Raw genomic sequence first — 20,411 nt, 5'->3', positions numbered from 1 at the left:
GATGTGTGGCCGAGACCACAGACCGCGTCTCTCACCGGACTCCAGCCCCAACGGCTGGCTTATCCGGGAAAAACCCAACGAGTATAACCCGATTTCGCATGCCGATCGACCTGACCGAGGCGCTCGCCTCTCTGCGCCTGGGCCGGCAATCGGCGCGCACCCTGCTGTCCGAGAACCTGGCACGCGCCGACGACGCGGCGTGCGAGCACGTCTTCCTGCGCCGTTTCAATGACGGCGCCCGCGCGGCCGCAGAGGCTTCAGATGCCGCAGCGGCACGCGGCGAACCCCGCCCGACGCTCGGCGGCCTGGCGGTGTCCGTCAAGGACCTGTTCGACGTCGCCGGACACCCGACGACCGCCGCCTCCGCCGCGATGGACGATGCGCCGGCCGCTGTGCACGACGCCCCCGCCGTCGCCCGGCTGCGCGCCGCAGGCGCCGCGCTGATCGGCCACACGAACCTGAGCGAGTTCGCCTTCTCCGGCGTCGGCATCAATCCGCATCACGGCACGCCCCGGAATCCGGTGACACGCGCCATCGACGGCCTGGACCGCATTCCCGGCGGATCGACCTCCGGCGGCGCGGTCAGCGTTGCCACCGGCGCTGCATGGGCGGCGCTCGGCTCGGACACCGGCGGGTCGCTGCGCATCCCGGCCGCGCTGCAGGGGCTGGTCGGCTTCAAGAGCACGGCGCAACTGGTCCCGCTCGACGGCTGCGTGCCGCTCGCGCCCTCGTTGGACACCGCCGGCGCGATCACCCGCTCGGTGCGGGACGCGGCGCTGCTGCACGGGGTGCTGAGCGGCACTCCGGTTGAGCTGGACGAAGGCCCCTTGTCGGCATGGCGCTTCGCGATCACGCCGACCTTCATGCAGGACGAGCTCGATCCCGCCGTGACCGCCGCGTTCGAACGCGCGCTCGCGACGCTGCGCGCCGCCGGCGCCCGCATCGAGGAGCGCGCGCTGCCCGCCCTGCCCCGTGTGGCGGAACTGCAAACGCAGGGCGGCATCACGGCGGCCGAGGCCTGGACGTGGCACCATGCGCGCCTCGCCGAACGCGGCGGCCGCTACGACCCGCGCGTCGCACTGCGCATCCGCCGCGGCGAAGCCATCCTTCCCGCCGCCTATCAGGCGCTGCTCGATGCCCGCCGACGCTGGATCGCCGACATGACGGCGGAGATGTCCGGCATCGACGTCTTCCTCAGCCCCACCGTTCCCCTCCAAGCCCCGGAGATCGCCCCCTTGCTGTCCAGCGACGACCTGTTTTTCGCCACCAACGCGCGCCTGCTGCGCAACACCGCCGTCGTGAACCTGCTCGACGGCTGCGCGATCTCGATCCCGTGCGAGCAGCCCGGCGAGCTGCCAGTGGGCCTGATGCTGTGGGCGCCTGCGATGCACGATCGCACGGTGCTGAGCGCCGCGTCGCGCGTCGAGGCGACGCTGGCCGCACCGGCCGCGGGGATCCGCTGAGATGCGCGTCGCCATCATCGGAGCCGGCCTGGCCGGCGTCACCAGCGCCTACGAACTCGCGCTGCAAGGCCACGAGGTTCACGTCTTCGAACGCGACACCAGCGTCGCCACCGGCGCGAGCTTCGCGCCGCCAGGGCTGATCGCGCCGGGCCTGATGGCCGCGCGGCCGGATGCACCGCTGACATGGCGCGGCAAGCCGGGCCAGCTCGGCTGGAAGTTCGCGCACTGGCGAGCCGGCCGCGCGCGCGGCGCCCACGCGATGCCCGAAGCGCTGCATGCGCTGGCCCAGCGCGGACAAGCCGTGATGGCCGTGTGGCGACGCGAGCTGAAGATGGACGTCGAGCGCGAAGCCGGCGTGCTGCTGCTGTGGCGCACCGCGAAGGACTACAAGGGCGCGGCGCCGCTGCTGGCGCGGCTGCAGGAGCGGCAGGTGCCGCATCGCGAGCTGGACGCCGACGGCTGTCGCGCACAGGAGCCCGGACTCAACGCCGAGACCGCGCTGCACGGCGGCATCCTGCTGACGCAGGACGAGGCGGCCAACGCCCGCCAGTTCAGCCAGGCGCTGAAGCTGGAAACGCAACGGCTCGGCGTGCAGTGGAACTTCAACACCGACGTGCTGCGCATCGAGCCCGGCAGCCAGCCCGCCGTGCACATGGCCGCCGGCGAGCCGCTGCGCGTGGACGCGGTGCTGGTCTGCGCCGGCAAGGGCGCGGCGGCGCTGCTCGCCGCGCAGGGGCTGAAGCTGCCGTGGGGAACAGTCCACACGCACACGCTGACGGCACCGCTGCGCATGCTGGAGGCACACCCGGACCTGGGACCTCGCGCCACCGTCATCGACGTGGCGCTGGGCGTCAGCCTCACCCGACTCGGCCAGCGCGTGCGCGTCGGCGGAGCGAACGAGCTGGGCGGCTCGTCATCACAGCCGGACGGCCAGTCGATGGGCGCGTTGCATCAGGCCGCGCATGACTGGTTCCCGGGCGCCCTGCTCGCCGGCGGTCAGCAGCGCTGGAAGACCTCACGCCTGCTGCTGCCGGACGAACTGCCGCTGATCGGCGAGTCCGGCCTGCCCGGCGTGTGGCTGAACATCGGTCACGGCGAACACGGCTGGACCATGGCCGGCGCCGCCGCGCAACTGCTGGCGGCCCGGCTCGCGAAGAAGGACCCCGGCATCGATGCCGCGCTGCTGGAGCCGGGTCGGTTCAAGTGACCGGACGGGGATAGAGTCGGCGCCATGCTGCCGGTACTGCCCACGACCCACGATCTATCCCTGCACGACGTGCCATCGAGCCGGCGCATCGAATCTGCAGCGCTGTCGCTGCACCCGCCGCACACGTTGATCGAGCGCGCCGGGCTGGCGGTGGCAAGACTCGCACTGGCGCTCAAGCCTTTCGGCCAGTACGCCGCGGTTTTCGCCGGCCCCGGCAACAACGGCGGCGACGGCCTCATCGCGGCCCGCCATCTGGCCGCCCGTGGATGGACGGTGGACGTGCTGCGGGTCGGGCCTGAGCCCCAGCCGGGCAGCGATGCCGCGCATGCGCTGGACACCGCCAGGCAAGCCGGCCTGCGCTTGCACACCGACGCCCGGCACATGCCCCGGCGGGCCGATGTCGCCATCGACGCCCTCCTCGGCCTCGGCGCCAGCCGCGCGCCCGAGGGCGCATTCGCTTCGGCCATCCAGGCCATCGGCACGCTGCGCATTGCCGGCGCCACAGTGCTGGCCGTCGACGTCCCCAGCGGCATCGATGTCCGCACAGGCCAGCCACTGGGCGCCGATGCAGTCCATGCACATCACACGCTGACCTTCCTGACGCTGAAGGCCGGCCTGTTCACTGGCGAAGGCCGTGCGCTCGCGGGGCGCGTCTGGTTCGACGATCTCGACATACCGGTCGGCGAGAAGGGCGTAGGCCAGCTCTTCGGCGCCAGCCGCATCGCGCGGTGGCAAGGCGAGTTCGCACGCTCGGCGTCGAGTCACAAGGGGCGGCATGGCGACGTCGTCGTCCTGGGCGGCGCGCCGACGATGCGCGGTGCCGCGTGGCTCGCCGCCACCTCGGCGCTGGCGGCCGGCGCGGGTCGCGTGTACGCCGCACTGCCTGACGACGACGGCCAGCCATGGCCCGCCCGGCCGGAGCTGATGCATTGGGATGCCGCGCGCTGGAGCGCTCCGACCGACACCTGGCGGGACATCGTCGCCGTGTGCGGCTGTGGCGGCGGCACGGCGATCGCACCGTCCCTGTCCACGGTGCTGCACGGCGCGACGCGCATCGTGCTCGATGCCGACGCGCTGAACCTCGTCGCCGCCGACGAGACGCTGCAGCACGCGCTGCGCCGCCGCGCGGCGCACGGCTGGCCGACGATCCTGACGCCGCATCCGCTGGAAGCGGCACGACTGCTGGGTCTGCCTTCCGCCGCAGCCGTTCAGGCCGATCGCCTGGACGCCGCGACGCAGCTCGCCATGCGATTCGCGGCGACCGTGGTGCTCAAGGGATCCGGCAGCATCGTCGCAACGCCCAATCGACGCCTGTCGATCAATGGCACCGGCTCGTCGGCACTGGCGACCGCAGGCACCGGCGACGTGCTGGCCGGCTGGATCGGCGGACTCTGGGCGCAGTCGCCCGGCATCGCGCCGCATGACCTCGCCTGCACGGCCGCGGCATGGCACGGCGCGGCCGCTGAAGGCCATGCCGGCCCGCTGCTCGCCGCCGACCTGATCGACGCGATGGCCGCGCTGCACAACCCCTCCGCCTGAACACCGGCGAGAGCACGCACCAGAAACACGAAGGGCCTGGCATGACCAGACCCTTCTTCATCCGAGGCTCGATCGGCGGCGATCGAGCCCATCAGGCAGCACTCATGCGCCGCGCTTGCGCCGTGACGTCTTGGCTGCCGGCGCGCCACTGCCCTTCGCGGCAACAGACTTCGCCGCGCTGCGGGCCGTGCGCTTGGCCGCCTGAACCGGATGCGTCGACGAGCCCTTCGTCGCGCGCTCCGATTTGCGGCGCTCAGCCTTCAGCACGCGGTCAGCCTGCTCGATGCGTTCGAGCGAGTCGACCGCCGTCGGCGGATCAGGCGGCGGCAACGGCATCGGCTCGACCGTCGCGGCCGGAGCTGCGGCGGCCTCTCGCCGCGCGCGTTGCTCGGCGCGCTTGTCCTGCTTCCTCGCGGGGCCCTTGCCGTCGCCGCCGCGCCGGTCGCCGAACTTGTCGCGGTGCGCGCCGCGCAGCAGGCGCTGTTCGTCCCCATCGCGCACCAGGCGGAAGTCGATCTTCCGGCCATCCAGGTCAACACGGCTCACCTGCACCTGCACGCGTGCGCCGGTGGCGTAGCGGATGCCGGTGCGTTCGCCGCGAAGTTCCTGCCGGACCTCATCGAAACGGAAGTACTCGCCACCGAGTTCGGTGATGTGGATCAGGCCCTCGACATACAAGGCGTCAAGTTGCACGAACAGGCCGAAGCTCGTCACCGCGCTCACCGTGCCGGCGAATTCCTCGCCAAGGTGGTCGCGCATGAAGCGGCACTTCAGCCAGGCTTCGACGTCGCGCGAGGCCTCGTCAGCACGGCGCTCGTTGGCGCTGCAGTGCGCGCCAACGACTTCCCAGCGCTCCGCCTCGGTCGATGCGGAGGCCGGGCTCGGTGCCTTCGAGGCCGGCTTGCCCGGCCGCTTGGGCATCGGGTTCGCGGCTTCCATCTTGTGCGCGTCGAGCGCGTACTTCTTCGAGCCGAGCAGCGCCTTGATCACGCGGTGCACCAGCAGGTCCGGATAGCGCCGGATCGGACTGGTGAAGTGCGTGTAGGCCTGGTAGGCCAGGCCGAAGTGGCCCGCGTTGGCCGGCGTGTAGATCGCCTGCTGCATCGAACGCAGCAGCATCGTGTGGATCTGCTGCGCGTCGGGCCGGTCCTTGGTCGCCTGCGCGATCGCCTGGTACTCGCCCGGCGACGGATCGTCGCTGATGCCCATGCCGATGCCCAGCGCGCGCAGGTAGGCCTGCAGCGTGCCGCGCTTCTCGGGCGTCGGACCTTCGTGGACCCGGTACAGCGACGCATGCTTGCCGCCCGCGATGAAGTCCGCCGCGCAGACGTTGGCGGCGAGCATCGCCTCCTCGATCAGGCGGTGCGCCTCGTTGCGGGTGCGCGGCACGATCTTTTCGATGCGGCCGTTGTCGTCGCAGACGATCTGGGTCTCGGTGGTCTCGAAGTCGATCGCACCGCGCTTGGCGCGCTGCGACAGCAGCGCGCGGTAGACCTCGTGCAGGTGCAGCAGGTGCGGCACCAGCGTCTTGCGCTTGTGGGCCTCGGGGCCGTGCGTGTTGCCGAGGATCGCCGCCACTTCCGTGTAGGTGAAGCGCGCATGCGAGTTGATGACCGCCGGATAGAACTGGTAGGCGTGCAACTCGCCAGACTCGCTGACCAGCATGTCGCAGACCATGGACAGGCGGTCCTGCTCCGGATTCAACGAGCACAAGCCGTTCGACAGCTTCTCCGGCAGCATCGGGATGACGCGTCTGGGGAAGTAGACCGAGGTCGCGCGCTCGTAGGCATCGCGATCCAGCGGCTCACCCGGCTTCACATAGTGGCTGACGTCGGCGATCGCGACCAGCAGCCGCCAGCCCTGGAACGCCGTCTTGCCCCGGCCCTGCTTGTGGGGCTCGCAGTAGACCGCGTCGTCGAAGTCGCGGGCGTCCTCGCCGTCGATCGTCACCAGCGCCACGTCGCGCAGGTCGATGCGGTGCTTCATGTCGACCGCGCGGACCTTGTCGGGCAGCTTCGCCGCCTGCGCCAGCGTGTCGGCGCTGAAGGCGTGCGGAACCTCGTACTTGCGCACGGCGATCTCGATCTCCATGCCGGGGTCGTCGATCTCGCCCAGCACTTCGGTCACGCGGCCGACCGGCTGCGAATACAGCGACGGCGGCTCCGTGAGCTCGACGGCGACGATCTGGCCTGCGGTCGCATTGGCGATCGCATTCTTCGGCACCAGGATGTCCTGGCCGTAGCGCTTGTCTTCAGGGGCGACGAGCCAGATGCCGGACTCGAGCAGCAGGCGGCCGATGATCGGCTTCTTGCGGCGTTCGAGGATTTCCAGCACGCGGCCTTCGGGACGGTTGCGCTTGTCGTGGCGCACGATGCGCACCCGCAGGCGGTCGCCGTGCATGACGGCGTGCATCTCCTGCGAGGACAGATAAACGTCCGATTGACCATCGTCGGGCATCAGGAAACCGTGCCCGTCGCGGTGACCCTGCACCGTGCCTTCGATCTCCCCCATCAGCTGAGCGCTTTGAGCGCCCTGGGGGCTTGCATTCTTGAAGTTTTTGATAGTAGAATCCTTGTCTTTCCTGAAACGCAGAAGCACTTCTGTGTTCCGAGAAACCGAGGGCTCAAGAATACTTCAAGAAGTGACTTGAGCTGGGTTTCCGGGAAACTGGCTTCTGACCTTGCCCAGGTGGCGGAATTGGTAGACGCACTAGTTTCAGGTACTAGCGGGTAACTCCGTGGAGGTTCGAGTCCTCTCCTGGGCACCATATTCGAAAAGCCGGCCATGAGCCGGCTTTTCTCATTGGCGCCTCGTCGAGGACTCGTCAGCGAGACTCGCGACGCCAACAAGAAAAAAGGGCTGACAGTTGTCAGCCCTTCCTTCATCAGATTGCGAACTTCTTCGCCAGCGCATCGGGGCGCAGTGCGTCGTAGTCTTCGAACGGCTGATGGATCCACGGGCTGGTTTCCAGCATCTCGACGTAATAGTCCGGCGTGTACTCCGAAACGCTCTTCGTCCAGATCACGGCCGAACGCAACTCGGTGATCGACGGCATGCCACGCAGCCGCTCCACCACCGCCTTCAGCGTCACGCCCGAGTCCGCCAGATCATCCACCAGCAGCACACGCCCCGCCAGCTCGCCCTTGGGCATGGTGATGTACTTGGCAATATCCAGACGACCCTGGATCGTGCCCGCTTCCGCACGGTACGAGCTGGTCGACATGATGCCCAGCGGCTTGTCGAACACGCGCGACAGCACGTCGCCGGGACGCATCCCGCCGCGCGCCAGACACAGGATCTGGTCGAACTCCCAGCCGGAGGCGTGCACCTTCAGCGCCAGGCGTTCGATCAACAGGTGGTATTCATCCCACGACACGTACAGATGTTTGCCGTCGTCGGTCAACATGGGGGAGGCTCCTCAGCGATGGATGGGGTCAGGTCTGGATAAGACGGAAAACGACAGGGCTCGAGCGGTCGCTCAACCCTGGAACGGATGCTGCAGCAGGATGGTGTGCTCGCGGTCGGGACCGGTGGACACCATGGCGATCGGCGCGCCGATGACTTCTTCCACGCGCTTCAGATAGGCGCGCGCGTTGGCCGGCAGTTGATCCCACTCGGTGATGCCGAAGGTCGATTCGGTCCAGCCGGGGAAGACTTCGTAGACCGGCTTGCAGGCCACGATCTCGTCCGCGTCCAGCGGCAGGATGTCGATCTGCTTGCCGTCGAGCTCATAGCCGACGCACATGCTGATCTCGGCCAGGCCGTCCAGCACGTCCAGCTTGGTCAGGCACAGGCCGGTGATGCCGTTGATGATGATCGAGCGCTTCAGCGCGGCGGCGTCGATCCAGCCGCAACGGCGCGCGCGACCGGTGACGGTGCCGCGCTCCTGACCGACCGTCGACAGGTGGTGACCCACCGTGCCTTCGGTTTCCCAATCCAGCTCGGTCGGGAACGGGCCCGAACCCACGCGCGTCGCGTAGGCCTTCGTGATGCCCAGCATGTAATGCAGCATCTGCGGACCCACGCCCGCACCCGCGGCGGCGTTGCCCGCCACGCAGTTGCTCGATGTCACATACGGATAGGTGCCGTGGTCGATGTCCAGCAACGTGCCTTGCGCGCCCTCGAACAGGATGTTCTGGCCGGCCTGATGCGCCTTGTGCAGCATGTAGCCGACGTCGGCCATCATCGGCTTGATCTGGTCGGCCAGCGACATCGCGTGGTCGAAGATCGGCTGGAACTCCAGCGCCTTCGAATTCAGGTAGCCGGTCAGCGCCGCGTTGTGCAGGTCGATCAGTTCCTTGAGCTTCTTCGCGAAGCGGTCGGGATGCTTCAGGTCCTGCACGCGCAGCGCGCGGCGGGCGACCTTGTCCTCGTAGGCCGGGCCGATGCCCTTGCCGGTCGTGCCGATCTTGCCGCTGCCGCTGCTCTCGCGCAGCGCCTCGCGGGCGCGGTCGACCTCGACGTGGAACGGCATGATCAGCGGGCAGGACTCGCTGATGTAGAGGCGCGAACGCACCTCGACACCGGCCTTCTCCAGGCGCTCGATCTCCGACAGCAGATGCGTCGGGTCCAGCACCACGCCGTTGCCGATGTAGCAGGCGACGCCGTCGCGCATGATGCCCGACGGGATCAGCTGCAGCGCCGTCTTCACGCCCTTGATGACCAGCGTGTGGCCGGCGTTGTGGCCACCTTGGAAACGCACCACGCCTTGCGCGTGGGGAGTCAGCCAGTCGACGACCTTGCCCTTGCCTTCGTCACCCCATTGGGTGCCGACGACCACCACGTTGCGCCCGCGCGCGATCTCACTGCTTTGCATGTCGTTCATCCGATGATTTGGAGGTTGAGGGTGGAGGGGCGAATCGCGTCGCTCACAGCGATCGCAGCACCCATTGACCGCCGGACTGCACCAGCTCGCGGTCGCATTCGAATTCGTCGTTCTCTTGCTCGTGGCCCGGCAGGACGCAGACCACGGTCTCGCCCTGTTCGCGCAGGCGGCGGACCGCCGCGCGCAGGTCGGGATCCTCGCCCCACGGGGCGCGCACCGCGGCCCGCAGCGACGTGGCCGGGATCAGACCCACCAGCGTCTTCAGGTCCAGGCTGAAACCGACGGCGGGACGCCGCCGGCCGAAGACCGCGCCGACCTCGTCGTAGCGGCCGCCGCGCAGGACCGCATCGCTGCCGCCCTCCGCGTACAGCGCGAAGCGCACGCCGCTGTAGTAGCCGAAGCCCGGCAGATCCGCCAGATCGACGCCGATGCGAACGTCGGGATACGCCGCGCGCAGGTGATGGATCAGCCACTCCAGGTCGTCCAGCGCGGCCGTGACCAGCGCATTGACCGGCAGCGCACGACGCGCATCCGCCAGCACTTCGACGCCGCCATACAGGCGCAGCAGCGTCTGCAGCGCGGCGACGACATCCGCCGGCAATTCGTTCGAGAACGCGGCCACACCGGCAGCGTCCTTGGCGGCCATCGCGGCCACCAGCGCATTCAGACGGTCCTCGCCCAGCGCATGCTCGCCCAGCACGCCCCGCACCAGGCGCGCATCGCCCAGGTCCAGCACCAGACGCGTCACACCCGCGCGTTGCATCGCGTCGATGGCAAGCTCCTGCGCTTCCAGATCGGCTTCGAGGCCGGCATGGCCGTAGATCTCGACGCCGAACTGCAGCGGCTCGCGCGTCGCGGTCAGGCCCTCGGCGCGCGTGTGCAGCACGGGCCCGCAGTAGCACAGGCGCGTCACGCCGGCACGGTTCAGCAGGTGGGCATCGATGCGGGCGACCTGCGGGGTCGTGTCCGCGCGCAGGCCCAGGCTGCGACCGGAGAGCTGGTCGACGAGCTTGAAGGTCTTGAGGTCCAGCGCCTGGCCGGTGCCGGAAAGCAGCGAGTCGAGATGCTCCAGCATGGGAGGCATCACCAGCTCGCAACCGTAGGTCCGCGCCATGTCCAGCAATTCGCGTCGAAGTTCTTCGATGCGGCGAGCCTGGGAGGGGAGGACGTCAGCAATGTGCTCGGGCAGCAGCCAAGCAGAGGCCATGGACGTTCAGGGAGGGGGTTAAAAACGGCATTGTACCGGGGTCGCGGCACGCCTTGACCGCCGAGACCCTCGGGCAAGGGTCCGACGCGCGTTCGTCAAGGATTCAGCGAGGCTTCGTGACGGGCCGCGCAGCCTGGTCACCGTCCTTTGCACTCCACTGCCGCATGCCTGCTCAGAGGAGCAACAACAGCAAGCCCCCGCACACCAGGCTCGCCAGACCGAGAAATCGCAACTGGCCGTCGCTCATGGCCAACAACTTCGAGAACAGCTGGCGCCACGCGCCGGGATTCAGGAAAGGCAACAGCCCCTCCATGATCAGCAGCAGCGCCAGCGCCGCCAGCCACTTGTCGCCGCTCATGATGGGGCCGCCCTCCCCGGCTGCTGCCGGTCAGCCTGATGACCAGGGCCGGCCGACCCGGAGGTCGCCAGGGCCGGCCCCGCCCGGGTTCACTTCTTCGACGCTGGCGCTGCCGGAGCGCCCGGACCGCCGTTGCGCATCGCGTTGAAGAACGGGCTCGACGGGTCGAGCACCATCACATCGCTCTTGCCCTTGAACGACGCCTGGTACGCATCGAGCGAACGATAGAACTGCGCGAACTGAGGGTCGCGGCCGAAGGCCTCGGAATACAGCGCCGACGCCTTGGCGTCGCCCTCGCCCTTGATCTTCTGTGCGTCGCTGTAGGCCTCGGCGGTGATCACGTCGCGCTGCTTGTCGGCATCGGCCTTGATCTTCTCGCCCTCGGCCGCGCCGGTGGAGCGCTGCTCATTGGCGGCGCGGGCGCGTTCCGTCTTCATCCGGTTGTAGACGGCCTCGGTGATGTTGGCCGCGAAGTCCACGCGCTTGACGCGCACGTCGACGATCTCGATGCCCAGCTCCTTGGCCGTGCTCTCCAGACGCTTGCGGACGTCCTGCATGACCTTCTCCCGCTCGGTCGCCAGGACGGCGGCCACGGTGCGCTTGGTCACCTCCTCGTTCATCGCGGAATTGACCACCGGGCTCAGTCTCGATTCGAGATTGCGCAGCTGGCTGCCGTTGTTGCGGATGAACTGCTTGGGATCGACGATGCGCCATTTGACGAGCCAGTCAACGACCAGGCTCTTCTTCTCGGCGGTGAAGATCGCGCGGGGTTCGGACGAGTCCAGCGTCTGGACGCGGCGATCGAGGAACACCACGTTCTGCATGGGCGGTGGCAGCTTGAACTTCAGGCCGGGCTCGGCGATCACGTCCTTGATCTCGCCCAGCGAGTAGACGACGGCGTACTGACGCTGGTCGACGACGAACAGGGTCGAACTGGCGATCATGAACAGGATCAGCAGACCGACGACGACGGAGACGATGCGATTCATTGTTGTGGGCTCCTGTCGATCAACGGCCGTCGCGGTCGCGACTGCGCATGCTGTCGCGCGAGCGCGGATCGGTGCTCAGCGAGGGGCTGGCCGTCGACGCATCGGCGGGCGCGACCGGGGTCGGCACGGTCGTCGTGACGGTGCCCGTCTGCTGCTGGATCAGCTTGTCCAGCGGTAGGTACAGCAGGTTGGACCCGCTCTTGGCGTCGACCATCACCTTGGTGACCCGCGAGTAGACCTGCTGCATCGCGTCGATGTAGAGGCGGTCGCGCGTGACGGCCGGCGCCTTCTGGTATTCGGCCAGCACGGACTTGAAGCGCTGCGCATCGCCCTCGGCGTACGAGACGACCCGGGCACGGTAGGCCTCGGCGTCCTCGCGCAGGCGGGCGGCCTGGCCCTGGGCGCGCGGGATGACGTCGTTGGCGTAGGCCTCGCCCTCGTTCTTCAGACGTTCCCGGTCCGCGTTCGCGCGGAAGGCGTCCTCGAAGGCGGCCTGCACCTGCTCCGGCGGCTGCACGCTGTTGAGGTTGACGGCGGAGATCTGGATCCCCGTCTTCAGCCGGTCCAGCTGCTGCTGGATCGACGTCTGCAGTTCGTTCGCGATCTGGTCGCGCTTCTCGTAGAGGACCGCGTTGGCCTCGTTGCGGCCGACGATCTCGCGCACTGCCGATTCGGACGCCAGCGTGACGGCCTCGTCGGTGTTGACGTTCTCGAACAGGTAGTCGCGCGAATCCTTCAACCGGTATTGCACGGTGAAGCGCACGTCGATGATGTTCTCGTCCTGGGTCAGCATCGACGAATCGCGCAGGCCCGTGGCCTGGCCGACCGTGTTGCGGCCGATCTCGACCGAGCGCAACTGCGTGACCGACACGACCTCGTGCGCCTGGAACGGATACGGGAAGCGGTACTGGATGCCGGCGTCCACCGTGCGGCTGTACTTGCCGAACGAGGTGACCACGCCCTGCTGGCCTTCCTGCACGATGAACAGGCCGCTGGCCAGCCAGCCGAGCAGCACCACGCCGACCACCAGGCCGGCGCCGATGCCGGCGCCACGCATGTCGGGCTGGGGATTGCCACCGCCGCCACCCGTCGGGCCGTTGCCGTCATTGCCGCCCCGGCCGCCGAACAGGCGCGAGAGCTTGCGGTTGAAGTCGCGCCACAGCTCGTCCAGGTCAGGCGGGCCTTCGTTGCGGCCATTGCTCATCCAGAGCCCCAGCCGGCGGCGCAGGCTGCCGGCTCCACCCCGCGGGTCACGTCCGCCACCGGCGACGGACATGCGATCGTCTTGATTCATACGCATCCTGATGAGGAAGTCTTGTTGCAAGTATCGGGCATTGGCGAACGGCCTCAGCCTGTGCGTCCCTGCGGATGATCCTGCGGGTCCGACCGATCTTGGGGCAGGTCTTGAGGGTTCAAGTCGACATCGTCGGCGTCGATCGCATCCGCCTCTCCGACCTCGTCGTCGGCATCCGTCATGCCGCTGTATTCGGGCACTGGCGCGGCCTGCATCAGCGACGCGATCATCGTGCGCAGTTCATCCAGGCCCTCGCCCTTGACCGCGCTGACGAAGATCCGCGGCAGGCGCTGTCCGCCGTGCTCGCCGCCGACGCGGGTCAGCCAGTCCTGCAACTGGCGCGGACGCTGGTTGTCTTCCAGCAGGTCGAGCTTGTTGTAGACGAGGATCTGCGGGATGTGCTGCGCGCCGATCTCGGCGAGCACCCGCTCGACCTCCTCCATCTGCTCGGCCAGGACCGGGCTGGCGGCGTCGACCACGTGCAGCAGCAGGTCGGCGTCGGCCGCCTCCTGCAGCGTGGCCTTGAACGCCTCGACCAGCTTGTGGGGCAGATCGCGGATGAAGCCGACGGTGTCGGACAGCGAGACGCTGGTGCCCGCCTCCTCGAGGTACAACGAGCGGGTCGTCGTGTCGAGCGTGGCGAAGAGCTGGTTGGCGGCGTAGGCCTTGGCCTTCGTCAGCGCATTGAACAGCGTGCTCTTGCCGGCGTTGGTGTAGCCCACCAGCGAGACGCGGAACACGCCGTTGCGCGCGCGGGCGCGGCGCTGCGTGGCGCGCTGCTTCTGGACCTTCTTGAGCCGTTCCTTGATCGACTTGATGCGGTCGTCGATCATGCGGCGATCCAGCTCGATCTGGCGCTCGCCGGGGCCGCCGCGCATGCCGATGCCGCCGCTCTGACGCTCCAGATGGCTCCAGCGGCGCACCAGGCGCGTCGAGAGGTACTGCAGCCGCGCGAGCTCCACCTGCAGCTTGCCCTCGAAGCTCTGCGCGCGGGCCGCGAAGATCTCCAGGATCAGCGCGGTGCGGTCGGCCACGGGCACGCCGAGGTGGCGTTCCAGGTTGCGTTGCTGGGCGGGGGAGATGGCCTGATCGAACAGCACGGTGTGGGCGCCGAGCGCCTCCACCATCAGCTTGATCTCGTCGGCCTTGCCGGAACCGATGAACAGCGCCGCGTCGGGCGCCTTGCGCCGGGCGACCACCCGGGCGACCGGGGTGTCACCGGCCGACTCGGCCAGCAGCGCGAGTTCGTCGAGGGTGGGGTCGAAGGCCTCGCCGCGGCCCAGATCGACCCCCACCAGAATGGCGCGCGCCGCCTCGGGGGGCGGCGTCGAATGGGTGGGGTCTTGTGTGGTCAATCAGCTCAGGCAGCGTCGTTGCTCTCGCCGGTGTGGAAGTTCACCGCACGGCCCGGAACCACCGTCGAGATGGCGTGCTTGTAGACCATCTGCGTCACCGTATTGCGCAGCAACACCACGTACTGGTCAAAGGACTCGATGTGGCCTTGCAGCTTGATGCCGTTCACGAGGTAGATGCTCACAGGAACATGCTCCTTGCGCAGCAGGTTCAGGAAAGGGTCTTGCAAGAGTTGTCCTTTGTTGCTCACGATATGCTCCGTGTTGGAAGTGAGGTGTTGGAATGCCACACCTTATCACAGCACCGGGTTTCCCCGGACCGCGCTGTCTTCAGGTTTCGGCGAACGGGTTCTTCGAGGATCGCAGCTCGATCTTCATCGGCGTGCCGACCAGCTTGTAGTGGTCCCGGATGCGCCCTTCCAGATAACGCTTGTAGACGTCGCTGACGCCTTCCAGCGCATTGCCGTGGATGACGACGATCGGCGGGTTCATTCCGCCCTGGTGGGCGTAGCGCAGCTTCGGGCGCGAGATGCCCGAGCGCTGCGGCTGCTGGTGCTGGACCGCCTCCATGATCAGGCGCGTCAGCACCGGCGTCGTCATCTTGCGGTAGGCCGACGAATAGGCGTCCGCCAGCGCCTTCCACAGCGGGCCCAGGCCCTGCCGCTTCAGCGCGGAGATCTTCAGGATGGGCGCGAAGCGCAGGAAGCCCAGCCGCGTCTGGATCTGGCGCTCGATGGTCTCGCGCTGGTAGCTGTCGATCGCGTCCCACTTGTTGATCGCGATGACCACGGCCCGGCCGCTGTCCAGCGCGTAGCCGGCGATGTGCGCGTCCTGGTCGGTGACGCCTTGCGTCGCGTCGATCAGCAGCAGCACGACGTTGGCGTCGGCGATCGCCTGCAGCGTCTTGACGACCGAGAACTTCTCGATCGCCTCGAAGACCTTGCCCTTGCGGCGCAGGCCGGCGGTGTCGATCAGCTTGAACTTCTGGCCGTTGTGCTCGAAGTCGACGCTGATGGCGTCGCGCGTCGTGCCGGGCATGTCGAAGGCGACCAGCCGCTCCTCGCCCAGCCAGGTGTTGATCAGCGTGCTCTTGCCGACGTTGGGACGGCCGGCCACCGCCAGGCGGATCGCCCGTTCGTCGTCGGGACCGGCCCCCTCCGCGGGCTCCTCGTCCTCGGCCGGCGCCTCGAAGCTGTCCAGCACCGCCTCGAGCAGCGAGCGGATGCCCTGCCCGTGCGCGGCGGAGACCGGATGCGGCTCGCCCATGCCGAGTTCATGGAACTCGGCCAGCAGCGGGCTGTCGCTCATGCCTTCGGCCTTGTTGACGGCGATGAAGACGCGCTTGTTGCACTGGCGCAGGTAGCGGCCGATGTCCTGGTCCTGGCCGGCCAGGCCGGTGCGGACGTCCAGCACGAAGATGACGGCATCCGCCTCGGCCACGGCCTGGCGGGTCTGCTTGGCCATCTCCTTGACGATGCCGGTGGTGCTGTCCGGCTCGAAGCCGCCGGTGTCGATGACGATGAACTCGCGATCGCCCAGGCGACCGTCGCCGTAATGGCGGTCGCGCGTGAGGCCGGCGAAGTCCGCGACGATGGCGTCGCGGCTCTTCGTCATCCGGTTGAACAGCGTGGACTTGCCCACGTTGGGGCGGCCCACCAGGGCGATCACAGGTTTCATATCAGTCTTGACGCAGCGCGAACAGGCGTCCGCTGCGAGTGGCGATCAGCACCGTGCCGCCGAGCTGCACCGGCGCCGCGGCGATGCCGGAGCTGTCGGTCTGCAGGCGCTGCACGGTCAGACCCTTGTCCTTGGACAGGAAATGCACGTAGCCCTCGCTGTCACCGACGATGACCGACTTGTCGGTCACCAGCGGCGCGCTGAGCTTGCGGTTCTGGAACTGGTCTGCGGTCCAGACGACATCGCCGGTGCGGGTGCCCCAGGCGGTCAGCCGGTCGGAGGCGTCGCCGCCGACGACGATCGTCGAGTCGGCGCCGACGCCGCGCAGGCCGGCGTTGTTGCGGGTCCAGATCGTGTTGCCGCGTTCGCCGTTGACGCAGGCGACGGCCGACTGGAACGCGCGGGCGCAGAACACGTCGTTGTCGCGGGCCAGCGGTCCGACCAGGTCGGCCAGGCGCTCGACCTCATTGGTGCCGCGCGGGTTGGCGACGGTCGCTTCCCACATCAGCAGGCCGCGGGTGGGATCGATGCCCGCCAGGCGCGAGCCCTGCCCCACCAGCAGCGTGTTCTGGTAGGCGCCGATCACGCCGGCCTGCTGCAGCGTCAGCGGCTCGCCCGGACGGCGCAGTTCCCACAGACGGCGGCCGTCGACCGCATCGAAGGCGAGTACGGCGCGGTCCAGCGTCAGCACGAACACGCGTTCGCCCGCGACGAACGGCGACGTCACGACCGGGGTCGTCATCGTCTTGCGCCACAGGATCTTGTCGCCTTCGGTCACGACCAGCTCGTTGTCGCGCGTCACCGCCGCGGCAAAGCGGCCATCGCTGCCGACGCCCGCCGTCAGGCCCTTGCCGATGTCGGCGCGCCACAGCGTGGTGCCGTCGTTCGCCGAGATCGCGCTGATGACACCGTCCGAGCCACCGACGACGAAGCGGTCGTTGACCGCTGTGATCGTGAGCGGGAACTTGACGCTGTCCACGCGCGCTTCCCAGGCCACGCGGGCCTGCAGCGACGGCGTGATGTTCTCCAGCGCGGCCGGCTTGGGCGCGGTCGAGCTGCTGAACAGCGAGCAGGCGCCCAGCGTCGCCGCGACGCCGCCCAGCAGCAGCGCCCGGGCCAGTCGGCCGAGGGTCAGGCCGGCATTCATTGGGTGGCTCCCGCAGCCGGTTCGTCACCGCCGACGGCCACGCCGAGGCTGGCCAGCTTCACTTCGAGCAGACGGCGATAGTCAAGCTGCTTCTCCAGACCGTCATAGGCCTTCTTGAACTCGGCCTTGGCGACGTCGGGCTTGTTTTGCAGCAGCGCCAGATCGCCACGGCGATCGGCCACCAGCGCCGCAAAGTCCGCGCTCTTGACGGCGTCCAGCGTCTTGCCGGCTTCGTCGAGCTGCTTGGCGTCCATCTGCAGCGCGGCCAGGCGCAGGCGGGCCAGATCGCGGTAGGCCTCGCCCTTCGCATTGGCCGCGGCCCACGTCAGCGTGGCACGCGCGTCGTCAGGCTTTTCCTTGTCCAGCTGCAGCTTGGCGGTCACCAGCGCGGCCTGCGCGGCGTAACCGGTGCCGGCGTAGTCCTGCTTCAGGTTGCCGAACACGGCGACGCTCTTGCCCAGATCGGCGGCCTGCGCCGCACGCTGCAGCTCGCCGTACATCGCGGCGGCCTTGGCGGCCTCGGTGCGTTGCCAGTAGTTCCAGCCGGTCCAGCCGGCGTAAGCCACCAGCGCCAGCGTCAGGAGCCAGGTGATCGGATTGCCCCAGCGCTTCCAGAACGCCTTGAGCTGCTCCAGCTGTTCCTGTTCTTCGAGATCGAGATGAGACGCCATGTGCGAGTGAGGGTCCGGGTTGAAATTCGAGGTCGCGATTATGCGGTGCGCAGATCGGCCGCCCATGCAGCGGCCGTGTTAAGCGGGCGTGTCACTTGTTCGCCGTCGCCGCGCAGCGGCTTGACGGCGACTTCGCCGCGCGCCAGTTCGTCCGCGCCGAACACCAGCGCGAAGCGGGCGCCCGAGGCGTCGGCCTTCTTGAACTGCGACTTGAACGAGCCCCCGCCGGCATGCATCTGCACCACGACGCCTTCCGCGCGCAGCGCCTCCAGCACGGGGATCGCCTGCGGCAGCGCGGCCGCGTCCGGCAGGACCGCGTACACGTCCGGGGCCGACGACGGCACCGGCAGGCCCAGCTCGTCGATCAGCAGCAGCAGCCGCTCGATGCCCAGGCCGAAGCCCACCGCCGGTGTCGGCTTGCCGCCGAGCTGTTCGAACAGCCCGTCGTAGCGACCGCCGCCGCAGACCGTGCCCTGGGAACCGAGCTGGTCGGTCACCCATTCGAAGACGGTCAGGTTGTAGTAGTCCATGCCGCGCACCAGGCGCGTGTTGATGCGGTACTCGACGCCGGCGGCGTCCAGGATCGCGCGCACGGCATTGAAGTGCGCCAGGCTTTCCTCGCCGAGGAAATCCATCAGGTGCGGCGCCGCCTCGACGACCGCCTGCATGGCCGGATTCTTGGTATCGAGGATGCGCAGCGGGTTGGTGTGCAGGCGGCGCTTGCCGTCCTCGTCGAGCTTGTCGGCGTGGGCCTCGAAGTGGGTGATCAGCGCGGCGCGATGCGCGGCGCGCTCCTCCGGCTGACCCAGGGAATTCAACTCCAGGCGCACGTGCTCGCCGACGACCAGACCCAGCTCCTGCCACAGGCGGCGGACCATCAGGATGATCTCGGCGTCCACGTCGGGACCGGCGAAGCCCAGCGCCTCGACGTCCAGCTGGTTGAACTGGCGGTAGCGGCCCTTCTGCGGCTTCTCGTGGCGGAACATGGGACCCATCGTCCACAGTCGCAGCGGGCCGTTGTAGAGCGCGTTGTGCTCGACCATCGCGCGGACGATGCCGGCGGTGGCTTCCGGGCGCAGCGTCAGCTTGTCGCCGTTCATGCTGTCGGTGAAGGAGTACATCTCCTTCTCGACGATGTCGGTCACCTCGCCCAGGCCGCGCACGAACAGCGCGGTCGGCTCGACGATCGGGGTCAGCATGTACTGGTAGCCGTAGCGCTGCAGCACGCCGCGCAGCGTGGTCTCGAACCAGCTCCACAGCTGGCTGCTCGGCAGCTTGTCCTTGCGGTCGACACTGGCCGGGAGGATGTCGTTCATCCCCTTGACGGCCTGGATGTTCTTGCTCATGCGGTGGTGGTGCTCGCGCCGAAGCGCTTTTCAATGTAGGTCTCGACCAGGGCGTGGAACTCGCCGGCGATGTTGTCGCCGCGCAGGGTCAGCGCCTTCTCGCCGTCGATGAAGACGGGCGCCGCCGGCGCCTCGCCGTTGCCCGGCAGGCTGATGCCGATGTCGGCGTGCTTGCTCTCGCCGGGGCCGTTGACGATGCAGCCCATCACCGCGACCTTCATGGTCTCGACGCCGGGGTACTTCTCGCGCCAGACCGGCATCTGCGCGCGCAGGAAATCGTCGATCTGCTTGGCCAGTTCCTGGAAGGTCGTGCTGGTCGTGCGGCCGCAGCCGGGGCAGGCGGTGACGCTCGGGTTGAACGCGCGCAGGCCCAGCGACTGCAGGATCTCCAGCGCGACGACCACTTCCTGCGTGCGCGACTCCCCGGGTTGCGGCGTCAGCGAGACGCGGATCGTGTCCCCGATGCCTTCCTGCAGCAGCACCGCCAGTGCCGTGGCCGAGGCCACGGTGCCCTTGGTGCCCATGCCGGCCTCGGTCAGGCCCAGGTGCAGCGCGTAGTCGCAGCGCCTGCTCAGCGCGCGGTAGACCGAGATCAGGTCCTGCACGCCGCTGACCTTGCAGCTGATGATGATGTTGTCGGGGTTCATGCCCAGCTCGCGGGCATACGAGGCCGACGACAGCGCCGACTGGATCAGCGCCTGGTACATGACCTGCTTGCCGTCCCAGGGCTGCGCGCGCTTCGCGTTGTCGTCCATCATCTGGGCGAGCAGTTCCTGGTCCAGGCTGCCCCAGTTGACGCCGATGCGCACGACCTTGTCGTACTGCATCGCGGCCTCGATCATCTGGGCGAACTGGCGGTCCTTCTTGTCGCCCTTGCCGACGTTGCCCGGATTGATCCGGTACTTCGACAGCGCGCGCGCCATGGCCGGATGCTCGGTCAGCAGCCGGTGGCCGTTGTAGTGGAAGTCGCCCACCAGCGGCACGTCGATGCCCATGCGGTCGAGCTGCTCGCGGATGTGCGGGACGGCGTCGGCGGCCTCGGCGTTGTTGACGGTGATGCGGACCAGTTCCGAGCCGGCCTGCGCCAGCTCCTTGACCTGGATCGCCGTCTCGATGACGTCGACGGTGTCGGTGTTGGTCATCGACTGCACACGCACTGGCGCGTCGCCGCCGATCGTCACCACGCGGCTGCCCCAGCGCACCTGCGCCTGGCGCGAGCGGCGCGCGGACGGCGCGGCGGCGGCGATCAGATCGGAGAGATCGAGGGCTTCAGCGAAATCGGGAGTGGCTGGCTTGTCCATCTTGCGGCGCTCTTGCGAAAGGGTTGCGGCTGGTG

17 protein-coding genes and 1 tRNA gene are annotated in these 20,411 nt (G+C 68.5%); 4 read left to right on the top strand and 14 right to left on the bottom strand.

Annotated features, from left to right (window positions below; genetic code table 11):
* The first annotated feature begins 98 nt into the window (after window positions 1-98).
* The 3 genes from AC07OZ_RS25240 to AC07OZ_RS25230 are packed head-to-tail and all read left to right on the top strand — an operon-like array spanning window position 99 to window position 4,209.
* On the top strand, window positions 99-1,463 hold the full coding sequence (locus tag AC07OZ_RS25240) for an amidase (RefSeq protein ID WP_495469805.1): 1,365 nt from the start codon (window positions 99-101) through the stop codon (window positions 1,461-1,463).
* Between the two features lies 1 nt (window position 1,464).
* Window positions 1,465-2,670, top strand: a complete 1,206-nt coding sequence (locus AC07OZ_RS25235; RefSeq protein WP_495469804.1) for an FAD-dependent oxidoreductase — start codon at window positions 1,465-1,467, stop codon at window positions 2,668-2,670.
* 24 nt (window positions 2,671-2,694) lie between these two features.
* Entirely contained in the window at window positions 2,695-4,209 is a 1,515-nt protein-coding gene (locus tag AC07OZ_RS25230; RefSeq protein WP_495469803.1) for an NAD(P)H-hydrate dehydratase, read from the top strand.
* Between the two features lie 102 nt (window positions 4,210-4,311).
* On the opposite strand, the gene rnr is transcribed toward AC07OZ_RS25230, so the two are convergent.
* The gene (rnr, locus tag AC07OZ_RS25225; protein ID WP_495469802.1) at window positions 4,312-6,720 is read right to left on the bottom strand and encodes a ribonuclease R; all 2,409 of its coding nucleotides are present in this window, start codon (window positions 6,718-6,720) and stop codon (window positions 4,312-4,314) included.
* A gap of 171 nt (window positions 6,721-6,891) precedes the next feature.
* Here rnr and AC07OZ_RS25220 point away from each other — a divergent pair.
* Window positions 6,892-6,976: transfer RNA gene (locus AC07OZ_RS25220), tRNA-Leu, on the top strand.
* A gap of 117 nt (window positions 6,977-7,093) precedes the next feature.
* Here the strand turns inward: AC07OZ_RS25220 and AC07OZ_RS25215 are convergent.
* From AC07OZ_RS25215 to ispG, 13 genes are all read right to left on the bottom strand, one after another.
* Window positions 7,094-7,615, bottom strand: coding sequence for a phosphoribosyltransferase (locus tag AC07OZ_RS25215; protein WP_495469801.1), 522 nt, complete (start codon window positions 7,613-7,615; stop codon window positions 7,094-7,096).
* Between the two features lie 72 nt (window positions 7,616-7,687).
* Entirely contained in the window at window positions 7,688-9,025 is a 1,338-nt protein-coding gene (locus tag AC07OZ_RS25210) for an adenylosuccinate synthase (protein ID WP_495469800.1), read from the bottom strand.
* Window positions 9,026-9,077: 52 nt separating this feature from the next.
* Complete coding sequence (locus AC07OZ_RS25205) at window positions 9,078-10,241, bottom strand: ATP phosphoribosyltransferase regulatory subunit (protein ID WP_495469799.1); 1,164 nt, start codon at window positions 10,239-10,241, stop codon at window positions 9,078-9,080.
* A gap of 172 nt (window positions 10,242-10,413) precedes the next feature.
* Window positions 10,414-10,599, bottom strand: a complete 186-nt coding sequence (locus AC07OZ_RS25200; protein WP_495469798.1) for a DUF2065 domain-containing protein — start codon at window positions 10,597-10,599, stop codon at window positions 10,414-10,416.
* 89 nt (window positions 10,600-10,688) lie between these two features.
* The gene (hflC, locus tag AC07OZ_RS25195; protein ID WP_495469797.1) at window positions 10,689-11,588 is read right to left on the bottom strand and encodes a protease modulator HflC; all 900 of its coding nucleotides are present in this window, start codon (window positions 11,586-11,588) and stop codon (window positions 10,689-10,691) included.
* 19 nt (window positions 11,589-11,607) lie between these two features.
* Window positions 11,608-12,882, bottom strand: a complete 1,275-nt coding sequence (gene hflK, locus AC07OZ_RS25190) for an FtsH protease activity modulator HflK (RefSeq protein ID WP_495469796.1) — start codon at window positions 12,880-12,882, stop codon at window positions 11,608-11,610.
* Between the two features lie 53 nt (window positions 12,883-12,935).
* Window positions 12,936-14,237 carry a GTPase HflX gene (gene hflX / locus AC07OZ_RS25185; protein WP_495469795.1) on the bottom strand — a complete coding sequence of 434 codons (1,302 nt, stop codon included), beginning with the start codon at window positions 14,235-14,237 and terminating at the stop codon, window positions 12,936-12,938.
* Between the two features lie 5 nt (window positions 14,238-14,242).
* Entirely contained in the window at window positions 14,243-14,485 is a 243-nt protein-coding gene (gene hfq, locus AC07OZ_RS25180) for an RNA chaperone Hfq (protein ID WP_495469794.1), read from the bottom strand.
* A gap of 79 nt (window positions 14,486-14,564) precedes the next feature.
* Entirely contained in the window at window positions 14,565-15,911 is a 1,347-nt protein-coding gene (gene der, locus AC07OZ_RS25175; RefSeq protein WP_495469793.1) for a ribosome biogenesis GTPase Der, read from the bottom strand.
* 1 nt (window position 15,912) lies between these two features.
* A complete protein-coding gene (gene bamB / locus AC07OZ_RS25170) occupies window positions 15,913-17,058 on the bottom strand; it encodes an outer membrane protein assembly factor BamB (RefSeq protein WP_495469792.1) in 1,146 nt (381 codons plus the stop codon).
* Entirely contained in the window at window positions 17,055-17,729 is a 675-nt protein-coding gene (locus AC07OZ_RS25165) for a YfgM family protein (protein WP_495469791.1), read from the bottom strand. Before AC07OZ_RS25165 ends, bamB begins: the two co-directional genes overlap by 4 nt.
* Window positions 17,730-17,767: 38 nt before the next feature.
* A complete protein-coding gene (hisS, locus tag AC07OZ_RS25160; protein ID WP_495469790.1) occupies window positions 17,768-19,075 on the bottom strand; it encodes a histidine--tRNA ligase in 1,308 nt (435 codons plus the stop codon).
* The gene (gene ispG / locus AC07OZ_RS25155; RefSeq protein ID WP_495469789.1) at window positions 19,072-20,376 is read right to left on the bottom strand and encodes a flavodoxin-dependent (E)-4-hydroxy-3-methylbut-2-enyl-diphosphate synthase; all 1,305 of its coding nucleotides are present in this window, start codon (window positions 20,374-20,376) and stop codon (window positions 19,072-19,074) included. The genes hisS and ispG overlap by 4 nt, the downstream gene beginning before the upstream one ends.
* Between the last annotated feature and the right edge of the window lie 35 nt (window positions 20,377-20,411).

The organism is Roseateles sp. GW821-FHT09G03 (assembly GCF_059416045.1).
Note: the sequence above shows the minus strand (reverse complement) of the source record. Positions and strands in the feature narration are given on the sequence as shown.